This window comes from Mesorhizobium sp. M1428 (assembly GCF_040317515.1).
Classification (GTDB): domain Bacteria; phylum Pseudomonadota; class Alphaproteobacteria; order Rhizobiales; family Rhizobiaceae; genus Mesorhizobium.
Genome location: NZ_JAMYKT010000015.1, coordinates 1 through 21,752 on the forward strand (window position 1 = coordinate 1; position 21,752 = coordinate 21,752).

Annotated in this window: 21 protein-coding genes and 2 pseudogenes; 13 read left to right on the plus strand and 10 right to left on the minus strand. The window is 63.3% G+C overall.

What is annotated here, in order from left to right:
- Nucleotides 1-162 precede the first annotated feature (162 nt).
- The 6 genes from NKG60_RS20870 to NKG60_RS20895 form a co-directional block, all read right to left on the minus strand.
- Nucleotides 163-312 carry a DNA ligase-like domain-containing protein gene (locus tag NKG60_RS20870; protein WP_352660965.1) on the minus strand — a complete coding sequence of 50 codons (150 nt, stop codon included), beginning with the start codon at nt 310-312 and terminating at the stop codon, nt 163-165.
- Nucleotides 313-450: 138 nt separating this feature from the next.
- Nucleotides 451-3,654: an efflux RND transporter permease subunit gene (locus NKG60_RS20875; RefSeq protein ID WP_352660968.1), complete on the minus strand. Its 3,204-nt coding sequence runs from the start codon at nt 3,652-3,654 to the stop codon at nt 451-453.
- Nucleotides 3,651-4,781, minus strand: a complete 1,131-nt coding sequence (locus NKG60_RS20880; protein ID WP_292661581.1) for an efflux RND transporter periplasmic adaptor subunit — start codon at nt 4,779-4,781, stop codon at nt 3,651-3,653. Before NKG60_RS20880 ends, NKG60_RS20875 begins: the two co-directional genes overlap by 4 nt.
- Nucleotides 4,782-5,056: 275 nt before the next feature.
- A complete protein-coding gene (locus tag NKG60_RS20885) occupies nt 5,057-5,281 on the minus strand; it encodes a DUF1194 domain-containing protein (protein ID WP_352660971.1) in 225 nt (74 codons plus the stop codon).
- Nucleotides 5,282-5,696: 415 nt separating this feature from the next.
- Nucleotides 5,697-5,960, minus strand: coding sequence for a DUF1344 domain-containing protein (locus NKG60_RS20890; protein ID WP_023716902.1), 264 nt, complete (start codon nt 5,958-5,960; stop codon nt 5,697-5,699).
- A gap of 15 nt (nt 5,961-5,975) precedes the next feature.
- Complete coding sequence (locus tag NKG60_RS20895; protein ID WP_352660974.1) at nt 5,976-6,161, minus strand: hypothetical protein; 186 nt, start codon at nt 6,159-6,161, stop codon at nt 5,976-5,978.
- 74 nt (nt 6,162-6,235) lie between these two features.
- Between NKG60_RS20895 and aroC the strand changes: the two genes are divergently transcribed.
- Nucleotides 6,236-7,345 (plus strand): chorismate synthase, encoded by a 1,110-nt coding sequence (gene aroC, locus NKG60_RS20900; protein WP_352660977.1) that lies wholly within the window; start codon nt 6,236-6,238, stop codon nt 7,343-7,345.
- Nucleotides 7,346-7,450: 105 nt separating this feature from the next.
- Nucleotides 7,451-8,551: a 3,4-dihydroxy-2-butanone-4-phosphate synthase gene (gene ribB / locus NKG60_RS20905; protein ID WP_352660979.1), complete on the plus strand. Its 1,101-nt coding sequence runs from the start codon at nt 7,451-7,453 to the stop codon at nt 8,549-8,551.
- Nucleotides 8,552-8,610: 59 nt separating this feature from the next.
- Here the strand turns inward: ribB and NKG60_RS20910 are convergent, their stop codons facing one another.
- Nucleotides 8,611-9,834 (minus strand): MFS transporter, encoded by a 1,224-nt coding sequence (locus NKG60_RS20910; RefSeq protein ID WP_352660982.1) that lies wholly within the window; start codon nt 9,832-9,834, stop codon nt 8,611-8,613.
- 118 nt (nt 9,835-9,952) lie between these two features.
- On the opposite strand from NKG60_RS20910, the gene NKG60_RS20915 reads away from it, so the two are divergent.
- The 7 genes from NKG60_RS20915 to NKG60_RS20945 all read left to right on the plus strand — a co-directional run bounded on the left by NKG60_RS20915 (nt 9,953) and on the right by NKG60_RS20945 (nt 15,717).
- Nucleotides 9,953-10,606 (plus strand): TetR/AcrR family transcriptional regulator, encoded by a 654-nt coding sequence (locus NKG60_RS20915; protein ID WP_352660984.1) that lies wholly within the window; start codon nt 9,953-9,955, stop codon nt 10,604-10,606.
- Between the two features lie 127 nt (nt 10,607-10,733).
- Entirely contained in the window at nt 10,734-11,660 is a 927-nt protein-coding gene (locus NKG60_RS20920) for a histone deacetylase family protein (protein WP_352661335.1), read from the plus strand.
- A 3-nt stretch (nt 11,661-11,663) separates the two neighbouring features.
- Nucleotides 11,664-11,915: an exodeoxyribonuclease VII small subunit gene (locus NKG60_RS20925; protein WP_031211056.1), complete on the plus strand. Its 252-nt coding sequence runs from the start codon at nt 11,664-11,666 to the stop codon at nt 11,913-11,915.
- A gap of 109 nt (nt 11,916-12,024) precedes the next feature.
- A complete protein-coding gene (locus NKG60_RS20930) occupies nt 12,025-12,291 on the plus strand; it encodes a DUF2277 domain-containing protein (protein WP_023716908.1) in 267 nt (88 codons plus the stop codon).
- A gap of 9 nt (nt 12,292-12,300) precedes the next feature.
- Nucleotides 12,301-13,221: a pirin family protein gene (locus NKG60_RS20935; RefSeq protein ID WP_352975458.1), complete on the plus strand. Its 921-nt coding sequence runs from the start codon at nt 12,301-12,303 to the stop codon at nt 13,219-13,221.
- An 81-nt stretch (nt 13,222-13,302) separates the two neighbouring features.
- Entirely contained in the window at nt 13,303-15,216 is a 1,914-nt protein-coding gene (gene dxs, locus NKG60_RS20940) for a 1-deoxy-D-xylulose-5-phosphate synthase (RefSeq protein WP_352516531.1), read from the plus strand.
- A 207-nt stretch (nt 15,217-15,423) separates the two neighbouring features.
- Nucleotides 15,424-15,717 (plus strand): hypothetical protein, encoded by a 294-nt coding sequence (locus NKG60_RS20945; protein ID WP_352660988.1) that lies wholly within the window; start codon nt 15,424-15,426, stop codon nt 15,715-15,717.
- A 27-nt stretch (nt 15,718-15,744) separates the two neighbouring features.
- Here the strand turns inward: NKG60_RS20945 and NKG60_RS20950 are convergent, their stop codons facing one another.
- Complete coding sequence (locus NKG60_RS20950) at nt 15,745-16,146, minus strand: GFA family protein (protein ID WP_352660991.1); 402 nt, start codon at nt 16,144-16,146, stop codon at nt 15,745-15,747.
- Between the two features lie 175 nt (nt 16,147-16,321).
- Between NKG60_RS20950 and NKG60_RS20955 the strand changes: the two genes are divergently transcribed.
- From NKG60_RS20955 to NKG60_RS20970, 4 genes and pseudogenes are all read left to right on the plus strand, one after another.
- Nucleotides 16,322-17,101, plus strand: a complete 780-nt coding sequence (locus NKG60_RS20955; protein WP_352660994.1) for a TlyA family RNA methyltransferase — start codon at nt 16,322-16,324, stop codon at nt 17,099-17,101.
- A complete protein-coding gene (locus NKG60_RS20960) occupies nt 17,098-18,339 on the plus strand; it encodes a class I SAM-dependent RNA methyltransferase (RefSeq protein WP_352660997.1) in 1,242 nt (413 codons plus the stop codon). Before NKG60_RS20955 ends, NKG60_RS20960 begins: the two co-directional genes overlap by 4 nt.
- 78 nt (nt 18,340-18,417) lie before the next feature.
- A pseudogene (locus NKG60_RS20965) lies at nt 18,418-18,787 on the plus strand (antitoxin Xre/MbcA/ParS toxin-binding domain-containing protein).
- Nucleotides 18,753-19,231, plus strand: a pseudogene (locus tag NKG60_RS20970) (RES family NAD+ phosphorylase). Before NKG60_RS20965 ends, NKG60_RS20970 begins: the two co-directional pseudogenes overlap by 35 nt.
- Before the next feature lie 248 nt (nt 19,232-19,479).
- Here the strand turns inward: NKG60_RS20970 and NKG60_RS20975 are convergent.
- Nucleotides 19,480-20,187: an NAD-dependent deacylase gene (locus NKG60_RS20975; RefSeq protein ID WP_352661002.1), complete on the minus strand. Its 708-nt coding sequence runs from the start codon at nt 20,185-20,187 to the stop codon at nt 19,480-19,482.
- A 66-nt stretch (nt 20,188-20,253) separates the two neighbouring features.
- Entirely contained in the window at nt 20,254-21,666 is a 1,413-nt protein-coding gene (tldD, locus tag NKG60_RS20980) for a metalloprotease TldD (protein WP_352863193.1), read from the minus strand.
- Nucleotides 21,667-21,752 lie beyond the last annotated feature (86 nt).

Below are 21,752 nucleotides of genomic sequence, written 5' to 3' on the forward strand. Positions count from 1 at the left end.
GCCGGACAGAAGACTGCACCCGACCAACGCGCCATAATGTCGAATTACCTCTTGCATCGCGGGAGCCATCCACAGAAGACATCGCAAGCGAGGACTCCGGAGGTCGCGGTTGCGCCAAATGCATCGTTTGAGAACGACTCGGCAAATGACCGTTATGGGGGTTCAAGCGTATCCGGCGACGGTGCTTTTGGTCTTCAGCCATGCCGTCGTGTTGCCGCTGCGATATTTGCTGCCAAGTCGCTTCGACACTATGCCCTCAAGCCCCGCCTGGTCGACCAGATAGAAGATCGCGTTGGCCTCGCCGCCCGGCATCGTCTCGCTTGGGCTGGGTCAGACCGAGCAGGTTCTCCGCCGCACCTCGACGCCGAGGTCGCGCAGATCGTGGCCATTGCCGCGCCGCGCCGATTTTCTGGCGTGATAAGCCGCGCCCGACGCGGCGAATTCGTAACCCTACTCGGCGGCCGTCTCCGATGGCGCCTCTGCCGGCCCTGAAGGCTCGGCCTCGGCACGGGGCTTGCGGCGTGAAAACAGCGACCTGAGCGTGACGTAGAACACCGGCGTCAGGAACAGGCCGACGAAGGTGACGCCGAGCATGCCGAAGAACACCGCCGTGCCCAGCGACTGGCGCATTTCTGCGCCCGGGCCCGTTGCGATCACCAGCGGCACGACGCCGAGGATGAACGAGAAAGCGGTCATCAGGATCGGCCGCAGCCTGAGCCGGCAGGCTTCGACGGCAGCCTCGGCGGCCGACAGGCCGCGTTCCTGCGCCTGGCGCGCGAATTCGACGATCAGGATCGCGTTCTTGGCGGCAAGCCCGATCAGCACGATGAGCCCGATCTGCACGAGGATGTTGTTGTCCAGCCCTCGGAAAGACACGCCGAGCAACGCCGCGAGCACGCCGAGCGGCACCACCAGCACAATGGCGAACGGCAGCACCCAGCTTTCATATTGCGCCGCCAGCGCCAGGAACACGAACAGCACCGACAGTCCGAAGATATAGACAGCGGCATTGCCGGTGCTGCGCTCCTGATAGGCGAGCTCGGTCCATTCATAGGAGGTACCGGCCGGCAGCGTCTTTGCCGTGATCCCTTCCATCAATGCCAGCGCGTCGCCCGTGGAAACGCCGGGCGCGGCGTTGCCCTGCAGCGGCACCGAGACGTACATGTTGTAGCGCTGGACCAGCGCCGGGCCGGTGACGTCGCGGATCTCGATCAACGTGCCGAGCGGAACCAGCGCGCCGGTCGCCGAGCGCACCTTCAGTTTCAAGATGTCGGCGCGATCGAGGCGGAACGCCTGGTCGGCCTGCGCCCGCACCTGGTAGACGCGCCCGAAAGCGTTGAAGTCGTTGACGTAGGCTGTGCCCAAATTGATCGACAGCGTCTCGAAGATGTTGGGGATCGGCACGTTCAGGATGCGCGCCTTGTCGCGATCGATCGCCAGGAAGAACTGCGGGCTCGACGCGGAGAACGTGGTGAACACGCCCGTCAGCCCCGGCGTCTTGTTGGCCTTGCCGGCGATTTCGTTGGCAAGCGCCAGGATCTGCCGCATGTCGGCGCTGTTACGCTCCTGGATCTGCAGCTTGAAGCCGCCGGCATTGCCGACGCCGCGGATCGGCGGCGGCGGCAGTGCGATAATGAAGGCTTCCTTGATGCTTTGCAGGCTGCCGAACAGATTGCCGATGACCTGGGTCGCCGACTGGCCGGCTTTCAGTCGCTCGTCAAAGGGCTTGAACCTGGCGAAGATCACGCCCGCGTTGCTGGCGTTGGTGAAAGTCGCGCCGGAGAAGCCGGCGAAGGCGACTGCGTAGTCGACGCCTGGCGTTTTCTGGATGATCTGCGACGCCTGCTGGATGACCCCATCGGTCCTCGACAGCGAGGCGCCGTCCGGCAACTGGACGACGACGATCGCATAGCCCTGGTCGAGCGACGGAATGAAACCGCGCGGCACCGCCTGCACCATGTAGACCGTGGCGTAGATGAGGCCCGCGAAAACGGCCAGCATGGCGGCGATCGTTATCCACGAGCCGACCAGCACGCGGATGATACTCGAATACCAGTGGGCGACCCTGTCGAAGCCGCGATTGAAGCCATCGGCGAGCGCCCGTCCGAACCGCGCCAGGAAAAAGCGCGGCGGCGCCGCCGCGGCGTGGTGCGGCTTGAACAGCAGTGCGGCCAGCGCTGGCGAAAGCGTCAGCGAATTGAATGCGGAGATCGCCGTCGACACCGCGATGGTGATCGCAAACTGCAGGTAGAACTGCCCAGAAATGCCGGGGATGAAGGCTGTCGGTACGAACACGGCTATCAGCACCAGCGAGATCGCGATGACCGCCGTTCCGACTTCGTCCATGGTCAGGTGCGACGCCGGATTGGGCGCCAGCCCTCCGGCGATATTGCGCTCGACGTTCTCGACCACGACGATCGCATCGTCGACAACGATGCCGATCGCCAGAACGAGGCCGAACAGCGTCAGCATGTTGAGCGAGAAGCCGGCAGCGTAAAGCACCGCCAGCGTGCCGATCAGGGACACGGGGATCGCCACAATCGGCACGATCGCCATGCGCCACGATTGCAGGAAGACGATGATGACGATGATGACCAGCAGCATCGCCTCGAGGATCGTCTTGTAGACCTCCTGGATCGACTCGGCGACGAACTCGGTCGGATTGTAGACGATGTCGTAGCTCAACCCCTTCGGGAAGTCGCGGGAAAGCTCCTTCATCTTGTCCTGGATCTCCGCGGCTGCGGCGAGCGCATTGGTGCCCGGCCGCTGGAAGATGGCGAGCGCCACCGCCGGTTTGCCGTTGAGATAGGAGTTGGTGACGTAATCCTTGGCGCCGAGCTCGATGCGCGCCACGTCCTGCAGCGAGATCAGGCGGCCGTCGTCGGTCGATTTGACGATCACGTATCGGAAGTCGCGTGCGTCGTTGAAGCGCCCTTGCGTGGTGACCGTGTACTGGAACGCCGTGCCGGTGCTGGTCGGCGGCGCGCCGATCGAGCCGCCCGACACCTGGACGTTCTGGTCGCGCAGCGCCTGCACCACATCGCCCGAGGTCATCCCCAGGGCGGACAGTTTTTCCGGATCGAGCCAGATGCGCAGCGAATATTCGCGTTCGCCGAAGATGATGAGGTCGCCGACGCCGTCGAGTCTGAGCAGTATGTCGCGCACCCGCGAGCGGGCGTAGTTCGAGACGTAGAGCTGGTCGTAGGTATTGTCGGGCGACAGCATGTGCACGACCATCATCAGGTCGGGCGAGGTCTTGGTGGTGGTGATGCCGAGGCGGCGGACTTCTTCGGGCAGGCGCGGCTCGGCGACCGACACGCGGTTCTGTACCAGCACCTGCGCCTGGTCGAGATCGGTGCCCAGCTTGAAGGTGATGGTCAGCGCCATCGCCCCGTCGCCCGACGAATAGGACGACATGTAGAGCATGCCCTCGACGCCGTTGATCTCCTGCTCGATCGGCGTTGCCACCGTCGCTGCGACCGTCTCGGCGTCGGCGCCCGGATACTGCGCGCGAACGACGATGGTCGGCGGCGCGATCTCGGGATATTGCGCGACCGGCAGCTGGGTATAAGCAATCCCGCCGAGGATCAGCAGGACGATCGAAACGACCGATGCGAAGATCGGACGGTCGACGAAGAAATGTGCGAACCTCATTGCTGCAACCCGGCGGTCTCGGCCCTGGGCGGCAACGTCACCATCTCGACCTTCACCTTGGTGCCGGGCCTGGCGTGCATCAGCCCGTTGACGATGATCGTCTCGTCGCCGGTCAGGCCCCCGCGGATCACCCGGTAGCCGTCGAGAAGCGGGCCGGTGCGCACGGGCTTCGCCGACACCATCCCGGCCTCATCCACCAGGAACACGATGCGGCGATCCTGATCGGCGCCGATCGCCTCGTCGGGCACCAGCACGCCGCTATGCGGCAGCGACCCCGGCACGTTGATGCGCCCGAACATGCCTGGCTGGAGAATGCCGTCGGCGTTGGGAAACCTTGCACGCACCCGCATGGTGCCGGTCGCGTTGTCGATCCGGTTCTCGGCAAAATCGAGCTTGCCTTTGAATACCGCCTCCGCGCGGTCGGCGACGCGAACCACCACATCGAGCCCGCCGGCGCCTTCCTGCATGCTGCCGCCACGCTCCTTCGCGTCGCGGGCGTAGCTGAAATACAGGCGCTCGTCGACGTCGAAATAGAAGTCGATCGGATCGCGCGTAACGATGGTCGTCAGTAAGGTGGAATCCGGCTGCACGAGGTTGCCGACCGACACCAGCCGGCGGTCGATGCGGCCGGACAAGGGCGCCTTGATCTCGGTGAATTCCATGTTCAGGCTGGCCGTCGTCAGCGCAGCCGTCGCGCCCTGCATCTGCGCCTGCGCCGAAAGGTATTCCCGCCGGCGGTCGTCGACCGTCGCCGTGGAGATATTGCCGGTCTTGGCGAGTTCGTCGGCACGATCCAGCTGCATCTTGGAGAATTCGAGCAGACTCTTGGCGACGTCCACTTGCGATTTGGCGGCATCATAAGCCGCCTGGTACGGACGCTGGTCGATGGTGAAGAGCAGGTCGCCCTTGTTGACCAGTGCGCCGTCCTGGAAGCTGATTTTGTCCAGATAGCCGCTGACGCGCGAACGGATGGCGACCTGGTCGACGGCTTCGAAGCGCCCGACGAACTCGTCGTCTTCGATGATTTCACGGACCACCGGCTTGGCCACCGTCACCACGGGAAGCTGCTGGTCCTGCGCAAACGCAGTGCTGCTGAAAGCCATGCCGAGCAGGAATGCCGCCGACATGGCAGCACGGGCAAGCCAGCTGGCCGATCGACGGGGTCGCCCGCCCGCGTCGCGATGCAATTGGCCATTCTCTGGGGTGTCCATTTGCGTCCTCGCTCGCTGGACCGGAGGTCGGTTGATCCGCTTCTACGCTCAGGCTTCTCGTCGCACTGCAGTGTTGTGCATGGCAACATGATCATTTTCCATGTGAGCTGAAATGTCCACCCTGTGGCTGCCCGCCACCGGGCTAAAGTCAGTCGCGAATTAAGGGATTCAGGATTCCTTTGATGGACGGCTTATGATTCATATTGGTCGAAGGAGACCGATATGGGCATTACCACGCCGGCCGGATTCAAATGGACTGCAACACTGCGGCATCGAGCAGTGGTTGACATATCCTCCCGCTGCAGCCGTTGTTCCGCGTCGCTCATTGAAGACGATACATCGACACAAAGAACCAGTTCGAGATCCACCGAGGAAACCTGCTCCGCCGTGGCCGACAGCGACGTTGTCAGGCTCACCCGCCAGAGCGAATAGCACGCCTGTGCCCGTTCGGGTTTTTCGGACCAACGAAGCGTGGAATGAAGGACATCATCTCGGCGCGTCCATCCGGTTGGTCAAACGGGAGGATGCTACGGCGGCAATTGCACTCGGCGTCAGCCGTGAAACCGCGCGCACCCGGCTCAAAGCGGTATTCGCCAGAACCAACACACACCGTCAAGCGGAACTCGCCACGCTCGTCACCCGCCTTCGGCCACACGCATGATGACCGATTGGTAGGAGCGTATCACGGCCGGAAGCGTCAAGAGGCAGGTGCCAGCGCAAGGCGCCAACGCGGCGCCGCAGTTGTTTTCAGGCAAGGGCAAGCAACGTCGTTGCGGCCAAGATGGGGCGAAGAACGAAACCGCTGCGCGGCATGGGTCGGTCGGAAAGACTCTACTCGGTCGATCCGGTGTCCGGCAGTTCCATGTCGGTGACGACGTTCTCGCCATTGGTCACGTCATAGGCGAGGACGATGTCCATGCCCGGCTTCAGCGCATCGAGGTCGGTTTCGGCGTTCAGCTTGTACGACTTGCCGTCGTCAAGCGTCAGCGTCAGCGCATCCTTGTCGACCTTCTTGATCAGGCCTTCGGTCTGGCCGGCGAAGGCGGCGGTGGAAATCAACAGCGTGGCGGCAACAGCGCCAATCAGGATACGCATCATCGTCCTCTTTAATCATTGCCGGTACAGCGGCTCGGTCCAACGGAACGGAACTGAGCAGAAACCAATCGAATGTGTCAAAACTAAATCCGCCGGATCACAGTTTGACCACTGTGGAAAACGCCAATAGAAGGCAAGCTGCAGCGCAGCGCGTCCTCCTGGACGCGCAAAGAACGCTGTAGCAGTTTTGATTTTGTGCATGATCCGTTCCGAAGATCGCTCCGATTTTCGGGGTCATGCGCTGAGCCGGCTTCGACGCCGGCAGGGCTGGTTCCATGTCGCACAACACGTTCGGTCATCTTTTCCGCGTCACCACCTGGGGCGAAAGCCATGGGCCGGCGCTGGGCTGCGTCGTCGACGGCTGTCCGCCAGGCATCCGCTTCACTCGCGACGAGATCCAGGCCGAGCTTGACAAGCGCCGCCCCGGCCAGTCACGTTTTGTGACGCAGCGTCGCGAACCGGATGAGGTCAAGGTCCTGTCCGGCTTCATTCTCGATGAGGACGGTGAGACGATGATCACCACCGGCACGCCGGTGTCGATGCTGATCGAGAATGTCGACCAGCGCTCCAAGGATTATGGCGACATCGCGCGTCAGTTCCGGCCGGGCCATGCCGATTACACTTACGAGGTCAAATACGGCCTGCGCGATTACCGCGGCGGCGGCCGCTCCTCGGCGCGTGAGACGGCGGCGCGGGTGGCGGCCGGGGCGCTTGCCCGCAAGGTCGTGCCCGGCATGGTGGTACGCGGCGCGCTGGTGTCGATGGGCGAAAAATCGATCGATCGCGCCAATTGGAACTGGAATTTCGTCGGCGACGCCGAAAACCCGTTCTTCACTCCCGATCCGGCGTCGGTCGCCGTCTTCACCAAATATCTGGACGGCATCCGCAAGGCGGGCTCCTCGGTCGGTGCGGTCATCGAGATCGTCGCCGACGGCGTGCCGGCGGGGCTTGGCGCGCCGATTTATGCCAAGCTCGACCAGGATATCGCCGCCGGCCTGATGTCGATCAACGCCGTCAAGGGTGTCGAGATCGGCAACGGTTTCGAGGCCGCCCGCATCACCGGCGAGGAGAATGCCGATGAGATGCGCATGGGCAATGACGGCAAGCCGGTCTTCCTGTCCAACAATGCCGGCGGCATCCTCGGCGGCATCTCGACCGGCCAGGCGATCATCGCACGCTTTGCCGTCAAGCCGACTTCGTCGATCCTGACGCCGCGAAAGTCGATCGACAAGGACGGCAATGACGTCGAGATCATGACCAAGGGCCGGCACGATCCATGCGTCGGCATCCGCGCCGTGCCGATCGGCGAGGCGATGGTTGCCTGCGCCATTGCCGATCATTATCTGCGTCATCGGGGACAGACAGGTAGGGGAGTAGGGGAGTAGGGCAGTACGGGAGTAGGTTATGCAGCTCCCGCGACAGCATTTTTTCCTTTTCCCTACTCCCGTACTGCCCTACTCCCCTATTCCCTGCGAGCGAAGCGAGCACTTATGCCTTACGACCAGAAGAAGATCGTTGAAGCCCTGCGCGCCTTCGAGCGCGGCGAGATCGTCGTCGTCATGGACGATGACGGGCGCGAGAACGAGGGTGACCTGATCGTCGCCGCCGTCCATTGCACGCCGGAAAAGATGGCATTCATCGTGCGCAACACGTCAGGCATTGTCTGCACGCCGATGCCGCGCGAGGAAGCCAAGCGGCTCAACCTGTCGCCGATGGTGGCCGACAATGATTCTGCCCACACCACTGCCTTTACCGTCAGCGTCGACTTCAAGCACGGCACCACGACTGGCATTTCGGCGGACGACCGCACGCTGACGGTGCGCAATCTCGCCAATGGCAATGTCGGCGCGTCCGATTTCGTGCGCCCCGGCCACATCTTTCCGCTGATCGCGCGCGAAGGCGGCGTGCTGATGCGTTCGGGCCATACCGAAGCCGCAGTCGACCTCTGCAAGCTCGCCGGCCTGCCGCCGGTCGGCGTCATTTCCGAGCTGGTCAATGATGACGGCACAGTCATGCGCGGCCCGCAGGTGCAGGCCTTCGCCGAAAAGCACGGGTTGAAGCAAATCTCGGTCGCTGACCTCATCGCCTACCGGCAACGCAAGGAAACGCTGGTCGAACGCGTCGCCTGTTCCGACATCGAGACGCCCGGCGGCAAGGCGCAGGTCTTCACCTATACGCTGCCCTGGGATTCCATGCATCACGTGGCGGTCGTCTTCGGCGACATCCGCGACGGCGTCGAGGTGCCGGTGCGCCTTCATTCTGAGGACGTGGTGAGTGACGTCTTCGGCATCAGCCACAGGCTGGATGCCATCATGAAGGCGATGGGCGAGCGCAAGCGCGGCGTCATTGTCTATCTGCGTGAAGGCTCGGTCGGCGTCGCCCATCAGGAACGCAAGCGGCCGGCTGCCGGCGACCGCGAAGATCATGAAGAGGCGCGCCGTCGCGAAAACGAATGGCGTGAGATCGGCCTCGGCGCGCAAATTCTCAAGGATCTCGGCATTTCCTCGATCAATCTGATCGCCTCGCGCGAGCGCCATTATGTCGGTCTCGAAGGTTTTGGCATCCACATCGCCAAGACCGAGATTCTTTAGGCCATTCTCACGATGCTGGTATACGTCCGGCCCCGCCTCGGGACCGGACGCACCGGAAACTATTCCGCAGCGACCGCGGCTGCGTCGCATGCAGCCATGTCGCAGTCCGGCGCGGCAAGGCTGCGCTGGCCGGCGAGCACGATGACCAGCGCGATTGTGCCCGATGCCACCGATACCCAGAACCCGTTCTGCGCGCCGAAAGCGTCCACCACCCAGCCGGCGGCGAACGAGCCGAGCGCCATGCCGATGCCGATGCCGGTCATCACCCAGGTCACACCCTCGGTCAGCACCGCCTCGGGCACGCGCCGCTCGATCAGGCCGAATGCCGTGATGAAGGTCGGCGAGATCGCCACGCCGCTGACGAAGACGGCCAGTGCCAGCAGCGGCACAGTGTCGGCGACGAGCAGCGGCAGCGTGGTAAGCGCAATGATGGCGATTGCGATAGCAAGCTGAATTTGCAGCGGCACTTTCAGGTTCAGGGCGCCGATGATGATGCCGACGACGAACGATCCGAGCGCGTAGACGCCGATGACGAAGCTGGCCGCGCCCGGCTGGCCAAGCTCCTTGGTGATCGCCACGGTACTCACCTCCGTGGTGGCGAAGGTCGCGCCGATGAAGATCAGGGCCAAGGTGATGATCTGGACCGGCCGGAGGCGGATTGCCGAGCCGCCTGAACCATGTTCCACCGGTCGGGCTCGCGGTTCGGTCGAGCGCTGCAGGACGAAGGCCGTCGAACCGAAGGCGAGGAACAATGTGCTCGCGATCACTCCCGCTTCCGGGAAAAGCGCGACGCTCAGCCCCACCGACAGCGATGCGCCGGCGATGTAGACCAGCTCGTCCGCCGCCGACTCGAAGGCGAACGCCGTGTTCAACTCGGGACGGTTGCGAAAAATCTCCGTCCAGCGCGCGCGCACCATTGCCGGGATACTGGGCATGACGGCGGCGAGCAGCGCCGAGACGAATAGCGTCCATATCGGCCAATGCTGATTGGCCGCCGCAATCAGGATCGCGAAAGCGAGCGTGGAAATCACGGTGGTCGGCACCACGATCCGCGTCTGGCCGAGGCGGTCCACCAGTCGCGATACCTGCGGGGCGACGAAAGCGTTGGCCAGCGCATATGTCGCGGAGACGGCGCCGGCCAGCCAGTATTCGCCATCGGTCTGTGACAGCATGGCGACGATCCCGATCGGAGCCATGGCCATCGGCAGCCGGGCAACGAAGCCGGCGGCGGCAAAGCCCTTGGCGCCGGGCGCGCGAAAGATCTGCGAATAGGGATTTTGCATGGTCTGGCTCCTCGACAACGGCCGGTTCGGCGATTACATACGTAGCGTATGAGTTTAAATAGATCATACGCGGCGTATGTCAATTGGCATACGAAGCGTATGTTAATAGGGCCAGAGCATGCACAGACCACGCAAGGAGATGATTGCCGAGACCCGCGCCAAACTGATTGCCGCGGCGCGCCAGGCCTTCGGCACGCTCGGCTATGCCGAAGCCTCGATGGATGACTTCACGGCATCGGCCGGGCTGACGCGCGGTGCGCTCTATCACCATTTCGGCGACAAGAAGGGCCTTCTCCAGGCGGTCATCGCCGAGATCGACGCCGAAATGTCGGCCCGGCTGAAGGTCGTTTCGGCCAAGCCGGACAATCTCTGGCAGGGCTTTGTCGACGAATGCACCGCCTATATCGAGATGGCGCTGGAGCCCGAGATCCAGCGTATCGTGCTTCGTGACGGGCCGGCAGTGCTCGGCGATCCATCGCAATGGCCAAGCCAGAGCACATGCATCCGTTCGATGACAGAGAGCCTGCAAAGACTGCGCGACGAGGGGACAATTCTCGCCGTCGATCCCGAAGCCGCGGCAAGGCTGGTCAGCGGCGCCTCGCTGCATGCGGCGCAGTGGATCGCAAATTCGAACGATCCCGAAGCGACATCGAAGAAGGCAGTGAAGGCGTTCAAGGTTCTTCTGGAAGGACTGCTCAATCGCACCGGCAGGCTGCATCAACCTGATCGACCGTCGGCGATACAGCCCGAGGTTGACCGATCACCGGCCTGAGGTCATCTTTTCGCCAATGTCAGACAGCTCGATCCAGCCGAGGCCGGCCGCGTAAACCCTGTTGAACATCGCACCAGCGAGACGCGAAAACATGGCCAAAGCGGTAAGGCGCGCCTATATCGGGGGCATGGTCACGAGACTTTACACCCATCCGATTTTCCTCGAGCACATAACCCCGCCCGGTCATCCGGAGCGGCCGGACCGTCTGCGCGCCATAGAGCGTGTGCTTGACGACGAGGCCTTCGCGGCGCTCGATCGCGTCCAGGCGCCTGAAGGCGACGAGGCAACCATCCTTTACGCGCATCCGCCCGAATTCGCCGAACGTGTCCGCGCAGCGATACCGGACACCGGCATCGCCCGTATCGACGCCGACACCACCGCCAGCCCAAAGAGCTGGCAGGCGGCCGTGACCGCGATCGGCGCTGCCAACGCCGCTGTCGACGACGTCTTCACCGGCCGTGCCGACAACGTCTTCGTCGCCGCGCGGCCGCCCGGCCATCATGCCGAAAAGACCACCTCGATGGGTTTTTGCCTGTTCAACACCGCGGCGATCGCGGCACGCTACGCGCAGAAGAAGCATGGCGCCGACCGCGTCGCCGTCGTCGACTGGGATGTGCATCACGGCAACGGTACGCAGGACATCTTCTGGGACGATCCGTCAGTGCTCTATTGCTCGACACACCAGATGCCGCTTTACCCGGGAACCGGGGCCGCGAGCGAAACCGGCGCCGGCAACATCGTCAACGCGCCGCTGGCGCCGCAGAGCGGCAGCGACAGTTTCCGCGACGCCTTTCTGTCGCGCATCCTGCCGGCGCTCGACAATTTTGCGCCCGACCTCATCATCATCTCCGCCGGTTTCGACGCCCACCACCGCGATCCGCTGGCCGAGATCAACCTGACCGAGGATGATTTCGACTGGGCGACCGGCCAGTTGCTCGAACGCGCCGGACGCCATAGCGGCAACCGGCTCGTCAGCCTGCTCGAGGGCGGCTACGATCTGCAGGGATTGGCATTTTCAGTCGCCGCCCATGTTGGGCGGCTGATGAAGGGATAGACGATGGCTGGTGAGACCAACGAGGACGTTAAGGCGATGAGCTTCGAGCAGGCGCTCGAGGCGCTGGAGAGGATCGTCGACGATCTGGAGCGCGGCGACGTGCCGCTCGACCAGTCGATCCGCATTTATGAGCGCGGCGAGGCGCTGAAGGCGCATTGCGACCGGCTGCTGAAAGCGGCCGAGGACAAGGTCGAGAAAATCAGGCTGTCGCGCGACGGTAAGCCGGTGGGGACAGAGCCGCTGGATGCGGATTGAGGCACGGCCTCGAACGACAATTGTGCTTACCGGCTTTGGACATCATCACGATTGAGGATAAAACTCATACCGTTTGAAACGGCTCCAGGACGAGAGGAGATTGCGAACGATGTGCAGAAACATCAAAACCCTGTTCAATTTCGATCCGCCGGCAACCAATGACGAGGTCCGCGATGCGGCGCTCCAGTTTGTCCGCAAGCTGAGCGGAACGACGCGGCCGTCGAAACAGAACCAGCATGCGTTCGACCATGCCGTCGAGGCCATCGCCGCCTCGGCGCGCGAATTGCTCGACAGCCTCGAGACGACACAGCATCCGCGCAATCGCGAAGAGGTGGCGGCCAAGGCGAAGGCCAAATCTGCACTTCGCTTCGCCTGAGGGGACCGCGTGAGCTTCTTTCCCGGAAACGATCCGCAGATGGGCGATGCCTTCGCCAGCGATCAGATCGAACTGATGGTCATTCCGAACGCCAAGGACATCGGCGGATTTCAGGTTCGCCGCGCCTTGCCGACGGCCAGGCGCCGGCTGGTCGGACCCTTCATCTTCTTCGACCGCATGGGTCCGGCGGTTCTGCGGGCCGGCCAGGCGCTCGACGTCCGTCCGCATCCACATATCGGCCTGTCGACGGTGACTTACCTATTCGACGGCAAGATCAGGCACCGCGATTCGCTCGGCACCGAGATGGTGATCCAACCCGGCGATGTGAATTTGATGACCGCCGGCCGTGGCATCGTCCATTCGGAGCGCACGCCGGAAGAATTGCGCGGCGCGCCGATGTCGGTTTCTGGCCTGCAAACATGGCTGGCGCTGCCGGACGGCAAGGAGGAGGTCGCGCCGGTCTTCGAAAACACCGCGGCCCTGCGCCTGCCCGAAATCGACGCCGAGGGGGTTAGCGGTCGTATCGTCATCGGTGCGTTTTCCGGACTGCGCTCCCCGGTCGCCACCGCTTCGGACACGCTTTATGCCGATCTCAGGCTGGCGCCGGGTGCCAGCGTGAAGATCCCGGCCGATGCCGAGGAGCGCGCCATCTATACGCTGGAAGGCGAGGTTTCGATATCCGGTGACCGCTTCCCGGCCGAGCGGCTGCTGGTTTTCCGGCCTGGCGATGAGGTCGTTGTTTCATCGGTGGGCGGCGCCCATTTCATGCTCTTTGGCGGCGCTTCGCTCGGTTCGAAACGTTATATCTGGTGGAATTTCGTATCGTCCTCAAAGGAACGCATCGAGCAGGCGAAAGAAGAATGGAAGACAGGCCGCTTCGATATCGTTCCTGGAGACGAGCAAGAGTTCATCCCACTGCCCGAAAGCTGATGCGCGTTACCGCCACATTTACATTCGCCGGCCAGCGGCATATTTCACGATGAACAGAAAATCTGACCAGGCTCGCAAACAGTGAACGCAAAGCCCGATACGCCGCTTCTCGACAAGGTCCGCGTCCCAGCCGATTTGCGCACGCTTGCCGAAGGCGACCTGCCGCAGCTGGCGTCAGAGCTTCGCGCCGAACTGATCGACGTCGTCTCGCACACCGGCGGGCATCTCGGCGCCGGCCTTGGCGTCGTTGAACTGACCGTCGCGCTGCACTACGTGTTCAACACGCCGGACGACCGGCTGATCTGGGACGTCGGCCACCAGGCCTATCCGCACAAGATTCTGACTGGCCGCCGCGACCGAATCCGCACGCTGCGGCAGGAGGGCGGCCTGTCCGGCTTCACGCGTCGCGTCGAGAGTGAATACGATCCGTTCGGCGCAGCCCACTCCTCGACCTCGATTTCAGCCGGCCTCGGCATGGCCATGGCGCGCGATCTGTCCGATGGCCGCAACAATGTCATTGCCGTTATTGGCGACGGCGCCATGTCGGCCGGCATGGCCTATGAGGCGATGAACAATGCCGGCGCACTCGATGCCCGGCTAATCGTCATCTTGAACGACAACGATATGTCGATCGCTCCGCCGACCGGTGCGATGAGCGCCTATCTGGCGCGGCTCGCCTCAGGCAAGACCTATCTTGGGTTGCGCGATTTCGGCAAGAAGCTGACGTCCTATCTCGGCGAGCGCGCCGATCGCGCCATCAAGCGCGCGGTCGAGCATGCGCGCGGTTACGTCACCGGTGGCACGCTGTTCGAGGAAATGGGGTTCTACCACATCGGCCCGATCGACGGTCACAACCTCGAGCACCTGATCCCGGTGCTGAAGAACGTCCGCGACAATGCCGACGGCCCGGTGTTGATCCACGTCGTGACCCAGAAAGGCAAGGGCTATGCCCCGGCCGAGGCGGCCGCCGACAAATATCACGGCGTCAACAAATTTGACGTCATTACCGGCGCCCAGGCCAAGGCGCCCGCCAATGCGCCGAGCTACACCAAGGTGTTTGCCGAAAGCCTGATCCAGGAGGCCCGAGAGGACGACCGCATCGTCGCCATCACCGCCGCCATGCCGAACGGCACCGGGCTTGATCTGTTCGGCGAAGCGTTTCCGGCGAGGACCTTCGATGTCGGCATTGCCGAGCAGCATGCGGTGACCTTCGCCGCCGGTCTTGCCACGGAAGGCTTCAAGCCTTTCGCTGCGATCTACTCGACCTTCCTCCAGCGCGCCTACGACCAGGTCGTCCACGACGTGGCAATCCAGAAATTGCCGGTGCGCTTTCCGATCGATCGCGCCGGCTTCGTCGGCGCCGATGGTGCCACCCATTGCGGCGCCTTCGACACGACCTTCCTGGCGACGCTGCCCGGTTTCGTCGTCATGGCGGCGGCCGATGAGGCCGAACTGCGCCACATGGTACGCACCGCTGCAAGCTACGATGACGGCCCGATCGCCTTCCGCTACCCGCGCGGTAACGGCGTTGGTGTCGAGATGCCGCAACGCGGCTCGGTGTTGGAGATCGGCAAGGGCCGGATCGTCAGGGAGGGCACCAAGGTAGCGCTGCTTTCCTTCGGCACCAGGCTGCAGGATTGCCTGGCCGCGGCCGAGGAGCTCGGCGCGGCAGGGCTTTCTACCACGGTCGCCGATGCCCGTTTTGCCAAGCCGCTCGACGAAGATCTGATCCGGCGGCTGGCCCGTTCGCACGAGATACTGGTGACGGTGGAAGAGGGCGCGGTCGGCGGCTTCGCCAGCCATGTGCTGCAGTTCCTGGCCCATGAAGGGCTGCTGGAGAGCGGCTTGAAGGTGCGCCCGCTGGTGCTGCCCGACGCTTTCGTCGACCATGCCAAGCCGGAAAAGATGTATGCCGACGCCGGGCTGGACAGCGCCGGCATCGTGCGCACCGTGTTCGTGGCGCTGGGGCACACAGCGCAGGCCCAGCGCGCCTAGCTTGGACGCATTCCGGCGACGCCGAAGCGATTCAACTTTGCTGCAAGATGCTAGTCTGAATCAAAATCTCAACTGCTTGAATCAAATCGCCGGCGGACGGTCGTAACATGCTGTTTACGCAGCCGTTTGGCGATTTGCTTACCGTGTTCTTTGGCCGTTCTTCAACGCTGCCCTGCTAGAAAGCGACCGGCAGGGGAATGAAGACCAATGAGATCGCTTTTGGGCGGCATCGCGCTAATGGCAATCTTCGCCGCGTCGGCCGCGGCCGAAACGCGCTACGACCGCAAACTCGAAAAGGCGGTGATGGGCATCGTCGCCGGCAAGATCGGCGAAATCCGTGGCGGCTTTTCCGACACGCAGGCGCCGCAATTCGTCGTCTGCCCCGACACCTTGCCGAAGGCGTCCATTTCCATTGACCGGCCGCGCACGCAGGTGTCCGGCGACAGCAGCGACGGTCTGACGCCGGCCGTCGAGCGGCGGGTTTCGCGGATCATATTCTAAAGCATGATCCCGAAGAGACGCTAGAAACTAGAACCACATATCCCGCACACAGCGACCATCTCTCGGTAAATCCTCGAATGTATCGAGACCATCGAAATGGTCGATCGGGAGATCGGCGACAGCCTCGGGCGGCGCAAGCCTCACATTGACGGCGATACGGTAGCGACCGGCGGCATCGGCATGCAGACCGCGCCATGCAAGGACGCAAGCGCAGGTTGGACAGAAGAGAATCTCAAGCGAAGGATGGGCCTTTCCGACGCGCGTATAGGCGCTTACAGGCCCCGCAAGGCGGATTCGTTCGTCGACATAGTCGTAAGCCCAGAGCGTGCCGTAGCGACGGCAAAGTGTGCAATTGCAGGCAGTGATCGAACCGGGATCGCCCTCCAGGGTCCAGTGGGCTGCGCCGCAGTGGCAGGTTCCCGTCAGCATGTTCCTCCTCCACGTTTCGACGGCTAAACGGCATCTCCTTCTTAGCATTGCGTCGGGTCTCGTGCGAGGTTCGACAAACAGCGCTGCGGCTGATGAGTTCACCCGCTTTTCCAACTATGCCTTCTCTCATCGCCAATATCCTTGCCATCATCGTTGGCTTTCGCCATGAAGGCCGATGACTTCCCTTCCGCCAGCCAGCATACGCCAGCGGCTCGACGAATTGCTCGTCCAGCGCGGTCTGTTTGCCAGCCGCTCGCGTGCCCGCGACGCGGTCGAGCGCGGCACCGTGACGGTCGACGGCATCGTCGCCCTCAAGCCGGGCCAGGCCGTTCTGCCTGAGTGCAACATCGTCGTTGACGATCCGGCGCAAGGTTACGTGTCGCGCGCTGCACTGAAGCTGAAGGCTGGTCTCGACCATTTCGCGCTCGACCCAACCGGCAGCGAAGCGCTCGATGTCGGCGCCTCGACCGGCGGCTTCACGCAGGTGCTGCTCGAACGCGGCGCGGCGCATGTCACGGCGATCGATGTCGGGCACGGCCAGATGCACTCCGACATTGCCGGCGATCCGCGCGTGACGGTAATTGAAGGCCTGAATGCGCGCGAACTGACTACCGCCGATCTCGGCGGCCGTGTGCCGGATTTCATCGTCTCGGATGTCAGCTTCATCTCGCTGAAACTGGCGCTCCCGCCGGCGCTTGCCTTGGCCAGGAACGGCGCAAAAGCTGTGTTTCTGGTCAAGCCGCAATTCGAGGCCGGCCGCGAGGCGATCGGCAAGGGCGGCCTGCTGAAGGACCCCTATGATGCGGCGCGCATTGCCGGCCTGATGCAGGACTGGCTCGACACCATTGCCGGCTGGCGCTCGCTGGGGCTGCATCTGTCGCCGATAGAGGGCGGCGACGGCAACCGCGAGTTCCTGCTCGGCGGCATCAAGGACACCGAGACCCAGAAGCGATGAGCACCCGTTTCACGATCGCAAAATTGGGCTCGCAGGGCGACGGCATCGCCGAGACGGAAACCGGCGAGGTTTTCATTCCGTTCGCGCTGCCGGGAGAGGTCGTCACCGCCGCGCGGGAGAAAGATCGCGCTACCTTGATGTCGGTGCTTGAGGCTTCGCCGCTGCGGGTCGATCCGCCGTGCCGGCATTTCGGCGCGTGCGGCGGCTGCGCCGTCCAACATCTCGAGACTGAAGCCTATCACCAGTGGAAGCGCGAAAAGGTAGTGCATGCGCTGAAGAGCAAGGGCATCGCTTGCGATGTCGGCGCGCTGGTGCCGTGCGCGCCGCACACGCGCCGCCGCGTCGTCTTCACCGCCCGGCGGAGCGAGGCGGGAATGCAGTTCGGCTTCGTTCGCGCGCTGTCGTCCGAAATCATCTCCATCGAGGAGTGCCCGATCTCGGCGCCGCAGATCGTCGCTGCGCTCGACCGTTTGAGGATGCTTGCCGGACTGATCAGCACCACGACCAAATCGTTCCACATGGCGGTGACGGTAACCGGTTCCGGCCTCGATGTCGCGGTTCACGATTCCGGTAAGCTCGGCGAGAACCAGCGCCGCGTCGCCTCCAACTTCATCATCGCCGAGGGGCTAGCCAGGCTGTCGGTCGACGGCGAGATCATTATCGAACCAAAGAAACCGGTCGTCCTGTTTGGTGGCGTCGCCGTTGCAGTGCCTCCGGGCGCTTTCCTGCAGGCGACCGAGGCCGCCGAACAAGCGATGGCCGGCATTGTCGGCCAGCATCTCGCGCGTGCCAAAAAGGTCGCCGATCTCTTCGCCGGCTGCGGCAGCTTCGCACTGCGCCTGGCCGCAAGATCGGAAGTTCACGCGGTGGAAGGCGATGCGGCAGCACTCGCGGCGCTCGACCGGGCATTCCGTTTCGCCAGCGGCCTGAAGCGGGTGACCGGCGAACGTCGCGACTTGTTCCGGCGGCCGCTCACATCCAAGGAGTTGAATGCCTTTGACGGCGTTGTCTTCGACCCGCCTCGCGCCGGCGCCGAGGACCAGTCGAAGCAGATCGCGCGCTCCGACGTGCCGCTCGTCGCCGCGGTGTCCTGCAATCCGGTAACGCTGGCGCGGGACCTACGCATTCTCATGGACGGCGGCTACGCCCTGAAGAGCGTGACGCCGATCGACCAGTTCCTGTGGTCGCCGCATGTCGAGGCCGTGGCGCTGTTGGAGAAGCCGAGGCGAAGGCGCTAGCAGCATTTATGGGCGTGAAATGCGCACCAACAAAGCGCATTTGAACGTGCGTTGTTCAAAATGTGCTAGGAAATTGCAATGAGCACCAAAGCCTTTGAGATTTCGGCGTCGCGCTTCGGCGAGGAGCGGGCGCCGTTTCTCTCGCCAAGGCGGGTCGCTGAACTGCTAGGGGTCAATATGACAGAACTGGCGGGGCTGACCGGTCTCGCGCAACACGCTTGCCGCCAAATCCGGTGCGCGCAAGGTCGACGCCGCATTGAGTCCCATCGTCCGTATCCTGGCGACGGCCGGCGAGATGGTCGGTGATGAACATCGTGCGGCGATCTGGTTCAAGCATCAGCCGATCCCCGGTTGGGCCGGAAAGACCGCCTACGATCTGGTTCGCGAAGGTAAGACGGACAAGGTGCTTGCCTATCTGGAGGCAGTCCGCTCCGGCATCTATGCCTGAAACCAGGCTGACCCTGTGGCGCGCTTTTGTGCCGGGCTGGGCCCATCTGCCGCTTTCCGGTGACGGCGCGGCCCGCTTCGGCGGCCGCTGGAATCCGATTGGCGCGCTTTTGTCCAGCACCCGGCGCCGATTGCACGATTGAAGCTGTCAGGCGCCCGGCTGGCCGACCTGACAGACGCCGATACGCTGGTGCAGCTTGGTGTAGCGGCGGGCATTCACCGATGCGAATGGCGTGACATCGTGGATAGAGGCTGTGTGCTCGAGACGCATCAGCTGAGAGACCGCTTGCTTGGCGACGGGCTGCACGGCGTGATCTACCCGTCCTTCATGTCGCCCGGCGGCACATGCGTCGCGCTGTGGCGCTGGAACGAAAACGATGCTCCGCGTCTTGAAATCATCGATCCCGACCATCGCCTGCCGAAAACACCGGCTTCATGGCTTTAGGGCAATTCGAGCCGCGGCGAGCACACCCGCCTCCATCTCTTCCAACGTCTTCGGCCTGCCTCTGTGGGCAGGGATCCAAACACGTCCTCTGGCCGCGTTAGGGGCAAGACTGGAACAGGCAGTATGACTTGATCGTCGGTCGAACTGGTGACTTCTCGCTGTTCTCCGCCGACCATCACAATTTCCTCTCCCGACATAACAAAGATGCTGATCGCGCGCTGAATTCAAGGCTGCATAACCAGACGGTGCTAGCCTGCGCCTGAAAGGACGCGCTCGACGAAGGCAGGCACCACTTGTGTCGCCGGCCCTTCCATCTGCTCGTCGAAACGGGAGGCCCAGCCGGCGCATTTCAGATTGAGTTCGGCTGTTACGGCTCCGGCCGCGCGTGCCTCCTCCACGAAACCTGCTGCCGGGTAGACACTGCCGCTGGTGCCGATGGCCACGAACAGGTCGCAGCGCGTCAGCGCCTCGCCGATCTCCTCCATGCGGTAAGGCATTTCGCCGAACCAGACCACGTCAGGCCTCAATTGACCTTTTGCGCCACACGCTGGACAGGCCGAATGGGCAGCGATGTCGTCGGCCCAGGCGCTGCTTTGCCCGCAGCCCAGGCAAAGGGCATGGTCCAGTTCTCCATGCATATGGATCAGTTTGCGCGAACCGGCGCGCTCATGCAGGTCGTCGATATTCTGCGTGACGACGAGGACGTCGCCTGGGAATTTCTGCTCGAGCTTGGCCAGCGCGGCGTGCGCCGCATTTGGCTCGACGCTGCCCATCTGCCGCCGGCGCATATTGTAGAAATCCTGCACCTTTACGGGATCGCGCGCAAAACCTTGCGGCGTGGCCACGTCCTGCAGGTCGTATTTCGCCCAGACCCCGTCGGGATCCCGGAACGTGGCGACGCCCGACTCCGCCGAAATGCCGGCGCCTGTCAGGATGACGATTTTGGCTTTGGACATGGTCGAAGACACCGGCATCCGGAAACATCATTTAGAAGGCGATGTTACCGGAACGCGGCCGCCGCATCAAACCCTGGTGCCGCCGACCGTCATCTGGTTCATCCTGAGATGCGGCTGGCCGACGCCGACCGGCACACCCTGTCCGGCCTTGCCGCACATGCCGATGCCGGTGTCGAGCTTCATATCATTGCCGATCATCGAAACGCGATGCATCGCGTCCGGCCCGTTGCCGATCAGCATGGCGCCCTTGATCGGTTGCGTCACCTTGCCGTTCTCGATCATGTAGGCCTCGGTGCAGCCGAACACGAACTTGCCTGAAGTGATGTCGACCTGGCCGCCGCCGAACGACACGGCATAGATGCCGTTCTTGACCGACGCGATGATCTCGTCCGGCTCCATACCGCCTGCTGTCATATAGGTGTTGGTCATGCGCGGCATCGGCTCGTGTGCGTAACCTTGGCGCCGCCCGTTGCCGGTGGCTTTCATGCCCATCAGCCGGGCGTTCTGGCGGTCCTGCATGTAGCCGACCAGCTTGCCATCGTCGATCAGCACGTTATAGGCCGAAGGCGTGCCTTCGTCGTCGACGGTCAGCGAACCACGCCGCTCGGGCATGGTGCCGTCGTCAACGACAGTGACGCCTTTCGCTGCCACCTGTTGGCCAAGCAGGCCGGCAAAGGCCGACGTCTTCTTACGGTTGAAATCGCCTTCCAGCCCGTGGCCGACGGCCTCGTGCAGCATGACGCCCGGCCAGCCGCTCGACAGCACGATGTCGAAAGTGCCGGCAGGTGCTGGAACCGCTTCGAGATTGACGAGCGCTTGCCGCAGTGCCTCCTTGGCCGCGTGCTTCCAGCTGTCCTCGACCAGGAATTCGCCAAAATCCTTGCGGCCGCCCGTGCCGTAGGAGCCGCTCTCCTGACGGTCGCCGTCGCCGACCACCACCGACACGTTGATCCTGACCAGCGGACGGATGTCGCGCACCATCTGGCCGTCGGCGCGCACGATCTCGACATGCTGCCAGGAGGCGGCGAGCGACGCCGTCACCTGCCTGACGCGCGGATCCTCGGACCGCAGCCACGCGTCTATTTCCTGAAGCAGCTTGGCCTTGGCCTCGAAGGAAGGCGAGGGGATAGGGTTTCCGTCGCCGTAGAGATGGCGGTTGGTGCGGGCGGGCGCTGCGGCAAGCGTGCCGGAATAGCCGCTCTTCACCGTCGAAACGGCATCGGCGGCGCGCAGCAGCGAGGCTTCGGAGAGATCGCTGGAATGGGCGTAGCCGCTGGCTTCGCCGGCGACGGCGCGCAGGCCGAAACCCTGGTCGGTGTTGAAATTCGCCGTCTTCAGTTTGCCATTGTCGAACATCAGCGCTTCGCTCTCGCTGTATTCGAGAAACAGTTCGCCGTCGTCGGCGCCGTTGATAGTCTCGGCGACGATCTGCTTGATGCGATCGTCGGAAATGTCGAATTGGCCGATCAGGCTGTTCATGGCGTATCCGTTCGCAGGAGGATTGTTTCCCACGATGTAGGCGCGAAGGCCCGCACAGACAATCTGAAATGACATTCGCCGTGACC